Source organism: Paraburkholderia sp. RL17-337-BIB-A (genome assembly GCF_046025895.1).
Taxonomy (GTDB): Bacteria; Pseudomonadota; Gammaproteobacteria; order Burkholderiales; family Burkholderiaceae; genus Paraburkholderia; species Paraburkholderia fungorum_C.
Window position 1 is genome coordinate 3,365,053 of the sequence record NZ_JARESY010000002.1, and the last position, 13,089, is coordinate 3,378,141.

Below are 13,089 nucleotides of genomic sequence, written 5' to 3' on the forward strand. Positions count from 1 at the left end.
CTGCGGCGCCGCAAAAATTCGACAACCGCAATTTTGACCCGGTATCATTCGGGAAAACCCGAACCCACCAGACACGCTGCGCCACCCGTTGCAGCGCGTCCGGCGTGCCGGTTCGCGTGTTATCGCCCGTCGTCGGACGGGGCTTTCAGCCGGTGATCCCGGCATGGCAGCCCAGTTCGGCGATACGAAGGTGGCGGGCTCGCAGTCCGCCCTGTCGCGATCGGCCAAAAGCCGGTGGCGGCCATTTAGCCTGGATATCATCGATCATGATTGCTGCCGCGTTTTCGCGTGTCGCCGACCGCCTGCTGGTTGCGGATCCGGGTCTCGTGCGTCTCCACACCGCGCTACGCGTTGCCCTTGCCTGCCTGCTGACCGGCATTGCCAGCATCGCGTGGACCGTCTTTCATCACCAACCGGTTACCCTCGCCGCGCCCGGCATCCTCTTTGCGATGGTGGCGCCGCTGTTCGTGCGTGATGCGCGACGGCCTGCATGGTTCGTCACACTCTTCTGCCTTTATCTCTGCGCCTGTGCGTGCTTTGCCGTGGCGAGCGTACTAAGCAGCTATCCGCTCGCCGGGGATGCGGGCTTCCTCGTCGTGATGTTCGTCGGCATGCTGTGTCAGGCATGCGGTCCGCGCGCGTTGGGTTGCGCGATGCTGGGCGTGGTGTGTTTTTACCTTGGGCTGTATCTGCATCCTTCGTCCTTGCACCTTGTGCAGTCGCTTTCGCTGTCCTTGTTCGGTCCGCTGATGGTCGTGCTGGTCGGCCGTGTGATCGTGCCAATGCGGGCGATTGCCAGCTTCCGGCTTGCCATTCATACCGTGACGTTGCGCGCGTCGCGTGTACTCGCCGCGCCGAGCGTGGTGCATCTTTCGGCGCTGAATGAAGCCGCGCTCTCGCTTGAAGAGCAGTTGACGTTGCTGAATCCGCCGGACGCCGAGACCATTCGGGAGCGAATCGTCGAAGTGGAAGTGGCAGCTGGCCAGCATGCGTTTGCTTCGGCTCCGGCACACAGCGGCATGCACGCGAGTGGAGATGTGTTGCGTCAGGCCATTACCCGGCTCAAAGAACTCGGGCATCGAGGCGATACGCGACGCGCTTCGCCTTTTCTGCCCGGCGGCGCTGTTGCGCTTTCCGCAGCCCAACGCTTCGCCGATCTACGCACCAAGCTCTGCTGGCTACCCGCCACGCGTGCCACGACGGCTGCATTTCTCGCGATGCTGGTCGGCCACTCGCTGTCTCCCGAGCGCTGGTTCTGGGCGGTCATCACGACCTTCGTGGTGTTTCTCGGCACACGGTCCCGCGCCGACACGATCTATCGCGGCGCGCAACGCCTGATAGGGACGTTAGCCGGCGCGTTCGTCAGTGTGTTGCTGGTTGCGCCACTGCACGACTCGCCGATGCTGCTTGTTGCTGCGATGGTGTTGTGCTTGTTCGGTTGGGCTTACTACATCCTGAGTGCTTATGCGCCGGGGGTGTTTTTCATTACAGTGCTCGTCGGCCTCGTGTATGGCGAGTTGGGTTTCGCGATGGGGCCATTGGTCGCGTTGCGGATCGAAGAAGTGCTGGTCGGTTGTCTCGTGTCGTTTGCAGTTGCGATTTTGATGATGCCGCTGGCGGCGACCCGGCATGTCGAGGCGAGACTCGGGGCTGTGCTGGGGGCGTTGCGCGGGGTGGTGAGGCTTGCAGCTTCCGCAGTGCAAACGCCTGAGACGGCGCCGGCCATGCGCAAACTCGATCGCGCCTGGCATGACTTGCGGATCGCGTTGAAGCCGCTGCAGACGCAGCGCGTGGTGGTGTGGAATCCCGATGTCGAAATGGCTACCGGTTCGTTGCTTTGCTGTTTGCATTGGGCGCGAGTGTTGAGTGATTCTTCGCCGTGTCGTCCGTCGTCGGGCGATGTAGCGCTGAATGCGGCGGAGGTTGGTGCTGCGCATGTGGAATCGATTGTGGCTCGGCTGGATTCGTTGATCGCGCGGTATCACGGTGGGGTGGCGGGTTCAGTGGCTGGCGAGTTGGATGGGCGTCAGTCGGTGACTTCTGCTGTTGAAGCTACCGTTGAAGCTACCGTTGAAGTTGATCCGGCGAAGGCATCGGCACTCGCTCAGCTAGACGGCGCCGTCGCACAGTTGTTTGAGCGGCTGACGCAGCCGGTTGCCGAAACGCGACGGATGTTCAATTGGGCGCTTCGGGGGAGGAGTGCGTAGGTAGCGATGGGGGTTGGGGTTTGTTTGTCCGCGGCGTTGGAGAACTATTGCTTCCGAGAACTTATCGACGGGCCGTTCTGGCGATTGCGTCTTGTGCCGTATCGACGAGGCGAAGCGGACGGACGCGACGCGCACGTTGCCACCATGAATTGGGGTGGGCACGACCGCTATTACCGACCGGGCACGCCGCCCATCGCCTTGAATTGCGCGTAACTGATCATCTGAAAATGCTCGTGGCCGGTCAATTTCAAAATCATCTTTGAGTCGTCGGGCGGAATTTCTCCGAACATCTGGTAGTGAGATGCGAGCGTGCTCACGTAGTTCACGGTTGGCACGATTGAGTGGATACGCGTATAACCGCCGGTTTGCACGGCGTTCCAGAATAGCCTGTCGCCGACGATGCTTTCGCGCGCGTCCTTGAAGAGCCACGCCGCACATGCGGGAAAGGCAGTGCGCGTGAGGAAATAACAATTGGTGTCGATGAAATCGACGCCGTTGGACTCTTTACAGATGCCAAGCATACGGCCTTCGGCAGTGAAAATATTCCGAGCCGCCGTGATCACTTGCCCACCCGTCTCCTCGACGATCATGCGCATCGTTTCGACGTGGTTTGGTTCATACCAGTTGTCGGCGTCGAGAAAACAAATCGCATCAAATCCGTTGGCGGCCGCGCAAGCGGCACCTACACCACGAGGTGTATCCCCGTAGTCGGCGTGATTGGGAATCTTGATGTGGACCACACCCGCCCAGCTATCCACTTCGGAGACGGGAAATCCATCTGCGATCATAAAGTGCGTCACGTCACCTAGCTGCGCAAGGACGCTTTCGTGACATCTTCGTAAGACGTGAGGCGGCTCTTTGTAGTAGGCGCTAATGACGGCGACTCGCATGAGGGTTCTTTGTGACTAGGTGGAGCGGCCGATTATATATATCGGCAGCCCACTCAAGACTATCTCAATTATTGGCCGTTCGAAGCACGATCACGCATTAACGCAAGCACCGTCATCGGGTGAGTCGTACTGGCGGCTACGCCACGCGTCGCATCCCGTCTGCTTTGCTGCGTCAATTGTTCCGGGAAATTGCCGGGCATCCGGCAGGCACCGGCGTGCGCGCCGCCGGACAATCGTGATAGGGGACAGTTGCACCTCGCCTTCGAGTAGCAGCCGAGGCGCTATGACCAAACGTCAGCCGGCCATACCATTCAACCTCTGACCAGCTATTGTCCTGACGGCCTCTCGATGGGCTCTTGCGTAACGGTCATGTATTGTTTGATTTCAGGCTGACCCAGCGCAATCGCATTGAGCATTGCGACTCCGAGCCGACGCGCGAATTCGTCGTCAAGCCTGAAATCGAAATCGTCTAGAAGGATCGGTACTGCGAATACTCCCGCCAAGATCGGGGTCAGCCTGGCTAGCTCAACTAATTTCACGGTCAGGCATTGACTCTCCTGGTCGTAGTTCAGAACAGCGCAACGCAGCGGATCAATCGCAATCAATATCCTCTGCACTGTTCGGCTCGTCGATTGGATGTTGCGTGACGTTCAGGCGTTGTCTGATGTCAGGTCGGCCCATTGCGATTACATTGAGCATTGCGACTCCAAGCTGTCGTGCCAATTCGTCGTCAAACTCGAACTCCTCTTCGTCCAAAAAAATGGTACTGCCATTTTTCCGGCGACGAGTGGCGCCAAACTTGCCGAATCCACTGCCTGCATTATCAATTAACAAGGATCGTCGGTGTAGGTCAGAACCACGGAATACGGCGGATGCTTAGCCATCAGTATCCTCTGCATTTTTGTCGATCGGCCCTTCTGTGAACGTCATGTACCGCGTGATGTCAGGCTGACCCAGCGCAATCGTATTGAGCATTCCAACTCCAAGCTGTCGCGCAAATTCGTCGTCCAGTTTGAAATCTTCTTCATCAGCCATCACCACGCCCATTCTCCCTGCAACGAGCGGGGCGAGCCGGTTTGGATCAATGGTATGCACAATTAGTTGCTGCAAATCTTCGTTGTAGGTCAGAACCACAGAATACGGCGGATGTTTAGCCATTAGAGACCTCTGCATGCTTGGTATCTTTCGAATGCTTTCTGCCTGCACAGCGCGAGTAAGCGCTTATTCCTCGGGCCCGCAAGTGTGGTGCACACGTCCTGATCGTACTCGAATAGGTCATGACATTTACTCTCGCGATCTTCTCGCCCGCCACACTTTACCATTCCACCGTCGCCACTTCCGGCTCCGAAGAGAGCGCCGTAAAGCATCGACCTCTTCGCAGAGCCGGTCAGATCCGGCACAAGAGCAGGGTAAGGAACCTGCGACTGATCGCTCAGCATCAGCTCCGTTGTCTCGCCCCACGCTGGCAGTGTATCGCTCAGTTCACTACCGAAAAGTTTCGCTGCGAACTGTGCCTTCCACGCCATATAACATTCAACGCACATATCGGGAACGAAGGCTCCGGCATCGGCCTTGATTCCCGTGAGCGTTGGCGGTGGCGCAACTGGGTCATTGCCCAACTCCCAGTTGGTCAGCCACACTCCTAGCTCAGTGTCACTGATCGGCTGCCACCACGCGCCGTTAGTCGAGACCTTCGCTGAACGTGAGGATACTGTGCCATTCGCAGCATACTGATAGTCGACTGCCAGTACGCGGGAGAGTCCGCCATTTACCGGACTCGCCGGTTCGTTGTACTGAAACGAAGATACGCGACCGCGCTCGTCGTAAGCGATGCTCGCCTGACCGCTGTTGCCCGCTATCTGTGTTGCGCGGTTCGCGGCGTTACGCTCGAGCGTTCGCATTGCCCAACCCGACACAGCATCCTTCGTCGTGGCGATGTTGCCTTTTATGTCGTAGGTATAGGTCCAGTCCTCAAGCTTCTTCCCGTCCTGGATGACTGTGGCCGACAGGAGACGCCCCCCGCCGTCGTAACGAGCGCCGACCGTCATCTTGCTGCCCGTCCCGGCCGCCTACATCCCCTGTTCGCCTGTCAGGTCAGTCGTTTGCAACTCCGCGTAACCTGTGGCGTTCCCTTGCGCGTCATAGACGAACGCACGGATCTTGCCCGGCGTTGCGACGAGATGCGGACGCAACGAACTGGCATCGGCGTACTCAATCGTCGTAACGGTCCTATTTCCGGCAACTGTCGCAATTGCCTTCGTTGGCCGGTTCGCGCTGTCCCAGGTGTACTGGACACCACCATCGGGTGTCTGCCTCTGCTTCAGATTCCCTGCCGCATCCCACGTCCTCGATACCGCACCGGCTGGCGTAGTAATTGACCGGGGACGCAACGTATCTCCGACATCAAAAGCGTAAGTGCTGATACCGGACATGTCGCTGAGCGTCGTCGTGCCGGAAAGATAGCTAAGCGATACATTCCGTGTCGTGTCCGGATGAGTGACAGAAATTGCACGTCCGCTGGAATCGTACGTCCACGTTGCAACCCGCGAGCCGGATTCGTCCTTTACACCGGTCAATGCGTTTGGAAAGCGGGCATCCTCATACAGATACTGACGAACGTGGTCATAGGGTGCAGTTACCGAAGCAAGATTGCCCTTTTCCGTCGTACGCATAGTCCGTGGGCATTCCCAAAGGATCGACCAGCTCAACGATACGGTTGCTACTGTCGTATTCAAATCGAATTGATGTCGCTGCTGCCGGTGTTACGTTATCAGCGGGCCACTGGGCGATGACTGACAGCCGCTGCATGCCGTCATAGAAAACCTTGCGGATCACACCCGTGCGGGTTGTTTCGGAATAGAACTTACCGTTGGTATCCGAGTAGGCTTCCGTCGTACCAAGCAGTTCGTCCTTCAGGTAGAAGTACCCGTCGCCAGCTTTCGTCAGGGAAAGACCAGCGGTTCCCGGCACGGCCCACGCTCCGCCAATCCACTTGAACGTCAGAGGTTGCCCGTTACCACGATAAGCAGCGATTTTCGGCGTGCTCGCATTAACCGCCGACAGATCGAGCCTTCGCTGCCAGTTGTTGACCCAGTAGCCGCCCATCGCAGTCTGCGTTTTGTCGTAGGGCTTCGAAAGATAGGTGCGCCTGAAGACGAGTGGAGACGTGTCGCCGCTTGCAAAGTCAACTTCAGAAAGCGTGACGATGCCGTTCGCTGGAAACACCGGGTCTGCCACCGGGCAGGAGTCGTCAACCGGAGTTTCGGTTGCGTTGCACCACTGCTCAATCAGGGCGAGGTCGTTGACACAGGCGTAGTTGCCCATGCCGCCTGGCGTATTGCTAGTCACGTCAGACTTGCAGCTTTTTGAACCGGGCGTAGCGCCAGATTTTGAGTAAAGAGTGAAGCAATCGTCCGCGTTGGCGGCAAATGCGACCACGAGCAGCATGAAAGCTGCAAGCAGGCGTGCCGCCATGCCCGCTGATCCCTCAGTGAGTCTTTTTCTTTTCATAGTCATCCTTATTAGTTGTACTTGTTTGAAACTCAAGCACCCTATAAGGAAGGCTCCGTCGCGGGAATCCGACAAATCCTAAACTTACGACTTCCTTGGCCTCTCACACCGAGGCTCTCGATACGGTCAGAACAATCCCTGAGAAATCACGAAAGACCATGTAGTCGATCAACAAGTAGCGACGACGGCAACGAGAAAAATAGACGCAGAAAAGCCCTCGCGACTAATCCAGTCACGAAAAATTTCTGTGCAAAATCAGATGGAGGCTAAAAGGCCGCATCGGGCCGAGAAGAAAAGAGACTGTGAGTCCCCATGAAAACGAAGCTATGCGTCAGCGGCTAGCGTTTGAGCGAACACCAAGGAGTTATCCCCGGTTTTTGTTCGCAAGGCTGTGGATAACGTTCCGACAACAACCCTAAGTATTTGATCTGCCTACATTCCTGCACGCTGCGCGCGATAACACCGCCCCTTCACCCCGCAGCGATCTCAAACCATGCACCATGCGTCCGCTCACGATCGAGCACCCGCGACTCCGCGTGCCCATCAGCGCGCAGCGCAACCCCAAACACCCCTTCCCCGCGCGTGGCAAGTTGCCGACGCAACGCCGCGCCTTCGGTGGCGACACTCGCGGCATCGACACGCACAGGGCTCAACAACACAACCGACGTGTCGCCAACCGAAACCGTCGCCGACACCGCCCCGAGCCCCGGCAAAGCCACCACCCGCGTCTCCTGCTCGCTCACCCCGAGCAACGCCCTATACCGCTGCAAACTTACCTTCAGATCCTCCACCGCGACCGTCAAACTCGCCACCCCTCGCACGCCGTTCGCATGTTCACGCACCGCGCCCTCCGCGACACGCAGTTCACGCGGCGTGACATCCCCGCACAGGAACGGCAAATCACTGGTCCGCGGCCGGCCAGTCTGCCACTCCAGCCGCGCGCCATCGGGACGCACACGACCACCCGCCTGCGGGCCGTCGTATTGCAATCCGCGCCCGTGCGCCGCATCGATCACAGCACCCACACTCGACGGCAGCAACGCGTAGTCGACAAAGCCATCGCCATGACGCTGCCCCACGTCCCACCAGCGACGCTGCGGCGCCGGCTGCAAGAAAGCGATCAGCTCGATGTAACTGCCGTCGGCGAAACCGATCAGCGCGTTGTGCGTCACGCCGTCGGCGTGCGTGCCGCCTTGCTGCACGGTGAAACCGAGCGCGGTGAAATCTTCAATGGTCTCCGTCAGGTCGTGGACGCGAATAACGATGTGATCGAGTAACAGGCTCATGGCGCAAGTGTCACGGATGTCGTGGATGTCGTGATTGATCAGATAGTTCAAAGGACACCGTGACACCTACTTCTGCACAACCGTTGCCTTGCTCTCAAGCAACGCCCACTTGTCGTTCTTCACCACCACGTTGATGTTCTTCACACCGATCACACGACGCGTCACCGGATCGAAATTAGCCTTGCCGAACACGACGCTCGGAATATCGTGCAGCTTCGGCAGCGCATCGCGCACGGCTTTGCGGTCGGGGCCACCAGCACGCAGCGCATAGGCCGCGATGATGACGGCGTCGTACGCATAGGCATTGAATGCGTCCGGCTCGCGATGATATTTCGCCTCGAAGCGTTTGACGAAGCTCTGTACCTCAGGCCCGGATTCGCCAGGGAAGAAACTAGTGTTGGTTGCCACGCCGTTCACGGCCGGACCGCCGAGTTCGAGGAATTTCGGCGAATACACCGAACTGGCTGCGGCGATCGGCAGGTTGATGCCGCTCGTGCGCGCCTGGCGGGCGATCTGCGCGCCATCCGAGTAGTACGAGATCAGCACGATGCCGTCGGGGTTGGCAGCGCTCACGCGCACCAGCGTCGCGCGGAAATCTTTCTCGGCCGGCTGATAGCCTTCGGCCGCAACGACTTGCGCGCCGCGTTCGTTGGCGGCTTTGACGAAGACGTCTTTGCTGGTGCGTCCCCAGTCGGTGTTCAGATAGAGCACGGCGACACGCTTGAGGCCGAGCGTCTTCACGGCGAGGTCGGCGAGCAGCGGCTGGGCGTCGGCCTGGCTGACGGACGGACTCCAGATATAGTCGCCGCCTTTGGTGAAGTCAGGATGCGAGTTGGTAAAGCCGAGTTGCACGAGGCCGGCATGCTGATAAATCGGCGAGGCGGCCATTGAAGCGGGACTTGAGAAGTCGCCGAGTTCGATCAGGATGTGCGGATCGTTGACGAATTTTTGCGCGATCGTGATGGATTGGCGTGGGTCGCTCTGGCTGTCCTCGAAGACATAGTTCAGCGGGCGGCCGTTGATGCCATTGTGGCTGTTGATTTCATCCAGCGCGAGATCGAAGCCGGCCTTCCACTGAGCGCCGTACTGAGCGTTCTGGCCGGTAAGCGGGCCGCTGACGCCGATCAGGATCGGCTCGCCCGAAGGTGGCGCGGCGATTGCCGTTGACGTCGTGATTGCCGATGCGGCCAGCAGCAGAACTGCCGCGATATGAATGGCCCACGATGGGCGCAGGCTTGACGTGTTCGACATGGCTCCAGCCTCGATATGCATGAGATTGGAGTGAGTGTCGGATGTGTCCCGGCTTCGGGCAACCAAGCGATTCACATATCGTTATGCGGCCGGGGAACTTGTCCACAGAAAATGTTCGCAAGCCTGTGGATAACATTCTGGCAAGCGCGCCAAGTACTTGATGTATTGGGCTTCTCTCGTACTGCACGTCGGCGTGACCGCTGGCGCGGTCGCGCCTTTGCATCGGGCGTAATCGGACTTCACCGCGGCGTTCGCGGCCGCTCTTCATCAAAAAGTAAGCGCCTTCGTCGCGGCCTTCACGGCCGCGCCTCTCACATCAAAGGTAAGCGGACTTCGCCGCGCTGCGGTTCGCGGGCGCCAGCAGCTTGCTCCGCTCGACTATTGCGCCGAACAGCAACCCAATGGTCGTCCACATAACCACCTGCATCCCGATTGCCGCGACGCGAAACTTCCACAACAGCACCGCCGGGAAAGCCGCGGGCACTTCGTTGATCACCGGCATCGACAACTGCACGGCAGCAATGATCACGACAAACACCGCAGCAGCCACAATCGAGCCATTCCACGCGCCCAACGTCAGCGCCATCCGACGCCGCACCTTCAGCGAAAACACCATCGCGGCCACCGAGATCGCAATCATCAGAAAGAACAAGCCCGTCCGCATCCCGATCGTCTCGGGGTCACCCACCGAAGGGGGATTCGCCGGGTATTTAATGTTCGGGACGATGACCAGTGTGATAAACGCGCCAAGCGCCAGCCACGCAGACAACGCGCGGGCACTCAACGCACCAACGCGGCCATACGCAAACGCGAACACCAATGAGAACAGCCCGCCGAAGGCGGCGCCGTACGTCACCACGCCGGTCAACAATCCGAGCCCCGCTTGTGTACCGCGGCTCACCAGCTCGGGTTCGGGCGCTTCGCCTTTGGCGGCGTCGGCCTTTTCCTCGAAGGAAATCGCCTGATCCACCTGCGGCTCGCCCACCACTCTGGCGAAGCCGAACGTGAGCAATCCCGCGGCGATGCCCGCAAGCATGCCGCGTACCAACAATTTACCAACCATGTTCGACTCCGTTAGTGACAGGGAAAGCCGAGCAGATGGCGGCCGTCGTGCACGAATTCATGCACATACATGCCAGGCACGAGCGACGTGGCGCCTTCTTCGGCCCCAACGAAATAGATCGCGAGCAACAGCAGCAAGCCGCCGAACACGACCCAAGGCAGCAACTCACGCAGCGGAATCGGCGTGGGTTGAGCGACGGGCTGGGTCGCGGAATCGAAAACAGCGTTGGACATAATGGACATCTCCTGGGGGTAACGCGCCCCGATAGTCGATTGAAGAGGAATGGTGCGAAGCTCAGGTCTGGCTTTCGGCTTGTGAATGCCGATTACAGTGGCGCGACCGCGCCGGGCTCTCACCGGCTTCCGTGCTTCGCAGTGCCGCTATTCTACGCGCTAAACTTGACGTCCCGGCTACGCAGAGCATGCGCCTCATGCGTCTTACTTTAGTCTGGGCTCCACGGAAATCAACTGAATGGATACAAGGCTGTTACTGATCAGCCACGCAGCGACCGCGGCGATGCGCGCGGGCCGCTTCCCCGCCGACGATCCGCTCGACGCACGCGGCCTCGCCGAAGCAGGCGCCGCGCGTGGGCGCCTGTCGATTCCGGAGGATGCGGCGGCTTTCGTCAGCCCTTCGGTTTGCGCGCGCGAAACGGCCTCGGCCTTGGGTCTCGGCGCGGCGGTCCACGAGGGACTAGCGGATATCGACTACGGTCTATGGCATGGCCGCCGCCTCGCCGATCTCGCCATCGAAGCGCCGCAAGATCTCACCGCATGGACACACGATCCCGACGCCGTCGCGCACGGCGGCGAGTCCTTCAGTCGGCTCGTGAAACGGATAGGACAGTGGCTCGATGCGTTGGACGAAGAAGCGCGCGATACGCAAAATGTCGTAGCCGTCACGCACGCACCGGTGATCCGAGCCGCCATCGTTCGTGCACTCGGGGCGTCGCCGCAGGTGTTTTCGCGCATCGAGATCGCGCCGCTTTCGATGGTCGAGTTGCGACGCACGCGACGCGGTTGGACATGGTGGCCGGCGTCGCAATAACAGTCGCCGAAGTCTCCCCTTTGCCGGGGAAAGTACGATGACAATAGATAAATGGGCCAGATGGGTATGGCGCGCCGCGCACGCACAACCCATTCGAACCCGCATGGGCTGACTTATTTCCCCGATACAACCAACCTCAGCTTGTTCGAATCAGCCCGCGTCAACGCAATATCAGTCCGCTTGGCCCGCGTCCCGAGATAAAAATGCTGACGTCCCGGCGAATTCTGGTCATGCGTCGCGTCCGGCAAACACGACGCGATGTCCGCCGCGACAGCCTGCAATGCATCCGCACTGGAACCGGCGTCATGGTGCGGCGTCCACGTACATTGGTAATTGCCACCGCTCGCTGAACATTGCGCGTCGTCGCCATAGGGTTGCGCGACGCCCTTGCCATCGTCCGGCGTCAGCGAGGCCAAACCGTCCGGGGCCGCCGCGACGATTCGTTTGAGCGATGCGCACGGGCTAGGCGCATCGTCGGCATTCGCGCTGCACGGCAGCAACGCGCTCAGCGATACAGCGGCAATCGCGGCGGCGAGCATTCTGGTCTTGTTCATGTCGGCGCAGTCCTTCGAAAGGTGGCTCACAGATGGCATTAGCGCGACAGCACGCTTCGTGCCCACGCATACCGACAACTAACGCCTTCGTCGGCGAAGTCCATTGCCCTGCATAGCCCGTTTTTGCGCCGCGCATCATTGCTCGCATCCTTTGGTGTCGAACATCGCCGACAGGGCGCAGACCGACGTCAGCATGCGCGCACCGTTGTGGCCCACGCCCGGCACGATATGAAAGCTCTGCTTCAGGCCTTCCGGATGACGCGACTGGATATAGCGGTGATACGCTTCGGCACGCGCCACACGCTGCGGACCCTGCGCTTCGGCGGCACAGGTTTTGTCGAGCGCGCTTTGCTGCGGATCGTCGTCCGCGCCGCCGACCAGGTAGTCGATCCGGCGCGACGCATAAGTCGCTTCGAGTTGCGCGGGCGTACGGTCGTCGAGATAAGACGGCCGATTATCCATGCCGTATTTCCATTGATTGAAGTCGGCGCACTGCGCGGCATCGAACGGCGCCGCCAGCCCTTGCGCATTCGGCCGTTGCGCGTCGAAATACGCATACGTCGACGGACTCGCCACCACATAGCGCACGTCGATGCCTTCAGCGGTCAGCACGGCGACGTTACGCGCCGCCACCGCGTAACGTTGCACCACCTGCCCGCCGCCCGAATGCCCGGCGAACACGACATGCCGCAGATTTGGAAACAGCTTGCGATCCGCGAGGCGCGTCACGATCGCGTCCAGCACCTCGTACGAGCTGATGGCCAGCGGCGCCTGCGCTGCTTCGCCGCCCAACCACGCGTTGCCGGTCCAGCGCAGCAGATCGGCCGGTTCGTCATGCACGCGCAAGTCGAGCGTGGCGAGAAATTGCGGCGCGATCAGGAGCGTGCTGTCCGCGTCCGCGTGGGCGGCCTCGCGTGCATTCTGCGCGGTGCGAAAGTACACGTCCGCGTTGCGCAGTTTGCCGTGAATCACGATCACCGCACGTGTCACCTGCGGCTGTGCGACGTTCCAATCCTTCGACAGATACAGCGGAAACTCAGCTTGCCCTTGCGGCGTGACGATCGTGAACCGCGTATCCGAGACCGTCGCCACCGGCTTCAGATGCGGCCCGTAGGCGTGCACCGCGAAGGCCGGTTGCGTGAGCAAGGCCAGCATTGCAGCCCCCGCTATTGCGCACCCCACCGCCCGACGCCGGGAAAGATTAAATGTCATTCAGCTTGCTCCTGATCACCGTGCACTGCCTTGAACGCAGCGCATCGTCAAATCCGTCGTTGAAAGCCC

Annotated in this window: 15 protein-coding genes and 1 riboswitch; of the genes, 2 read left to right on the plus strand and 13 right to left on the minus strand. The window is 60.0% G+C overall.

The window, feature by feature from the left end; translation table 11 throughout:
* Positions 1 to 266: 266 nt before the first annotated feature.
* On the plus strand, positions 267 to 2,207 hold the full coding sequence (locus P0D84_RS35660) for an FUSC family protein (protein WP_408344846.1): 1,941 nt from the start codon (positions 267 to 269) through the stop codon (positions 2,205 to 2,207).
* A gap of 170 nt (positions 2,208 to 2,377) precedes the next feature.
* Here the strand turns inward: P0D84_RS35660 and P0D84_RS35665 are convergent, their stop codons facing one another.
* The 11 genes from P0D84_RS35665 to P0D84_RS35715 form a co-directional block, all read right to left on the minus strand.
* Positions 2,378 to 3,097 carry a glycosyltransferase gene (locus P0D84_RS35665; RefSeq protein ID WP_408344849.1) on the minus strand — a complete coding sequence of 240 codons (720 nt, stop codon included), beginning with the start codon at positions 3,095 to 3,097 and terminating at the stop codon, positions 2,378 to 2,380.
* 326 nt (positions 3,098 to 3,423) lie between these two features.
* Complete coding sequence (locus tag P0D84_RS35670) at positions 3,424 to 3,702, minus strand: hypothetical protein (RefSeq protein ID WP_408344852.1); 279 nt, start codon at positions 3,700 to 3,702, stop codon at positions 3,424 to 3,426.
* Positions 3,689 to 3,931, minus strand: a complete 243-nt coding sequence (locus P0D84_RS35675) for a hypothetical protein (protein ID WP_408344855.1) — start codon at positions 3,929 to 3,931, stop codon at positions 3,689 to 3,691. Before P0D84_RS35675 ends, P0D84_RS35670 begins: the two co-directional genes overlap by 14 nt.
* Positions 3,932 to 3,973: 42 nt before the next feature.
* Positions 3,974 to 4,255 carry a hypothetical protein gene (locus P0D84_RS35680; protein WP_408344858.1) on the minus strand — a complete coding sequence of 94 codons (282 nt, stop codon included), beginning with the start codon at positions 4,253 to 4,255 and terminating at the stop codon, positions 3,974 to 3,976.
* Complete coding sequence (locus tag P0D84_RS35685) at positions 4,255 to 5,145, minus strand: hypothetical protein (protein WP_408344861.1); 891 nt, start codon at positions 5,143 to 5,145, stop codon at positions 4,255 to 4,257. Before P0D84_RS35685 ends, P0D84_RS35680 begins: the two co-directional genes overlap by 1 nt.
* Positions 5,146 to 5,166: 21 nt before the next feature.
* Positions 5,167 to 5,769, minus strand: coding sequence for a hypothetical protein (locus P0D84_RS35690; protein WP_408344864.1), 603 nt, complete (start codon positions 5,767 to 5,769; stop codon positions 5,167 to 5,169).
* On the minus strand, positions 5,720 to 6,607 hold the full coding sequence (locus P0D84_RS35695; protein ID WP_408344867.1) for a DUF6531 domain-containing protein: 888 nt from the start codon (positions 6,605 to 6,607) through the stop codon (positions 5,720 to 5,722). Before P0D84_RS35695 ends, P0D84_RS35690 begins: the two co-directional genes overlap by 50 nt.
* Before the next feature lie 470 nt (positions 6,608 to 7,077).
* Positions 7,078 to 7,893, minus strand: coding sequence for a VOC family protein (locus P0D84_RS35700; protein WP_408346302.1), 816 nt, complete (start codon positions 7,891 to 7,893; stop codon positions 7,078 to 7,080).
* Between the two features lie 66 nt (positions 7,894 to 7,959).
* Complete coding sequence (locus P0D84_RS35705) at positions 7,960 to 9,144, minus strand: ABC transporter substrate-binding protein (RefSeq protein ID WP_408344870.1); 1,185 nt, start codon at positions 9,142 to 9,144, stop codon at positions 7,960 to 7,962.
* Between the two features lie 316 nt (positions 9,145 to 9,460).
* The gene (locus P0D84_RS35710) at positions 9,461 to 10,207 is read right to left on the minus strand and encodes a CbtA family protein (RefSeq protein ID WP_408344873.1); all 747 of its coding nucleotides are present in this window, start codon (positions 10,205 to 10,207) and stop codon (positions 9,461 to 9,463) included.
* An 11-nt stretch (positions 10,208 to 10,218) separates the two neighbouring features.
* Positions 10,219 to 10,440, minus strand: coding sequence for a CbtB domain-containing protein (locus P0D84_RS35715; RefSeq protein ID WP_120348989.1), 222 nt, complete (start codon positions 10,438 to 10,440; stop codon positions 10,219 to 10,221).
* Between the two features lie 53 nt (positions 10,441 to 10,493).
* A riboswitch (adenosylcobalamin (AdoCbl) riboswitch) is annotated at positions 10,494 to 10,581 on the minus strand.
* 97 nt (positions 10,582 to 10,678) lie between these two features.
* Here P0D84_RS35715 and P0D84_RS35720 point away from each other — a divergent pair.
* On the plus strand, positions 10,679 to 11,254 hold the full coding sequence (locus P0D84_RS35720) for a histidine phosphatase family protein (RefSeq protein ID WP_408344876.1): 576 nt from the start codon (positions 10,679 to 10,681) through the stop codon (positions 11,252 to 11,254).
* Between the two features lie 113 nt (positions 11,255 to 11,367).
* On the opposite strand, the gene P0D84_RS35725 is transcribed toward P0D84_RS35720, so the two are convergent.
* Positions 11,368 to 11,808: a hypothetical protein gene (locus P0D84_RS35725; RefSeq protein ID WP_408344879.1), complete on the minus strand. Its 441-nt coding sequence runs from the start codon at positions 11,806 to 11,808 to the stop codon at positions 11,368 to 11,370.
* A 135-nt stretch (positions 11,809 to 11,943) separates the two neighbouring features.
* Positions 11,944 to 13,020, minus strand: a complete 1,077-nt coding sequence (locus tag P0D84_RS35730; RefSeq protein WP_408344882.1) for an alpha/beta hydrolase — start codon at positions 13,018 to 13,020, stop codon at positions 11,944 to 11,946.
* Positions 13,021 to 13,089 lie beyond the last annotated feature (69 nt).

Coding starts and splice junctions, on each gene's coding strand:
- P0D84_RS35660 (WP_408344846.1), top strand. CDS start 267: ATGATTGCTGCCGCGTTTTCGCGTGTCGCCGACCGCCTGCTGGTTGCG.
- P0D84_RS35665 (WP_408344849.1), bottom strand. CDS start 3,097: ATGCGAGTCGCCGTCATTAGCGCCTACTACAAAGAGCCGCCTCACGTC.
- P0D84_RS35680 (WP_408344858.1), bottom strand. CDS start 4,255: ATGGCTAAACATCCGCCGTATTCTGTGGTTCTGACCTACAACGAAGAT.
- P0D84_RS35685 (WP_408344861.1), bottom strand. CDS start 5,145: ATGACGGTCGGCGCTCGTTACGACGGCGGGGGGCGTCTCCTGTCGGCC.
- P0D84_RS35690 (WP_408344864.1), bottom strand. CDS start 5,769: ATGCGTACGACGGAAAAGGGCAATCTTGCTTCGGTAACTGCACCCTAT.
- P0D84_RS35695 (WP_408344867.1), bottom strand. CDS start 6,607: ATGAAAAGAAAAAGACTCACTGAGGGATCAGCGGGCATGGCGGCACGC.
- P0D84_RS35700 (WP_408346302.1), bottom strand. CDS start 7,893: ATGAGCCTGTTACTCGATCACATCGTTATTCGCGTCCACGACCTGACG.
- P0D84_RS35705 (WP_408344870.1), bottom strand. CDS start 9,144: ATGTCGAACACGTCAAGCCTGCGCCCATCGTGGGCCATTCATATCGCG.
- P0D84_RS35710 (WP_408344873.1), bottom strand. CDS start 10,207: ATGGTTGGTAAATTGTTGGTACGCGGCATGCTTGCGGGCATCGCCGCG.
- P0D84_RS35715 (WP_120348989.1), bottom strand. CDS start 10,440: ATGTCCAACGCTGTTTTCGATTCCGCGACCCAGCCCGTCGCTCAACCC.
- P0D84_RS35720 (WP_408344876.1), top strand. CDS start 10,679: ATGGATACAAGGCTGTTACTGATCAGCCACGCAGCGACCGCGGCGATG.
- P0D84_RS35725 (WP_408344879.1), bottom strand. CDS start 11,808: ATGAACAAGACCAGAATGCTCGCCGCCGCGATTGCCGCTGTATCGCTG.
- P0D84_RS35730 (WP_408344882.1), bottom strand. CDS start 13,020: ATGACATTTAATCTTTCCCGGCGTCGGGCGGTGGGGTGCGCAATAGCG.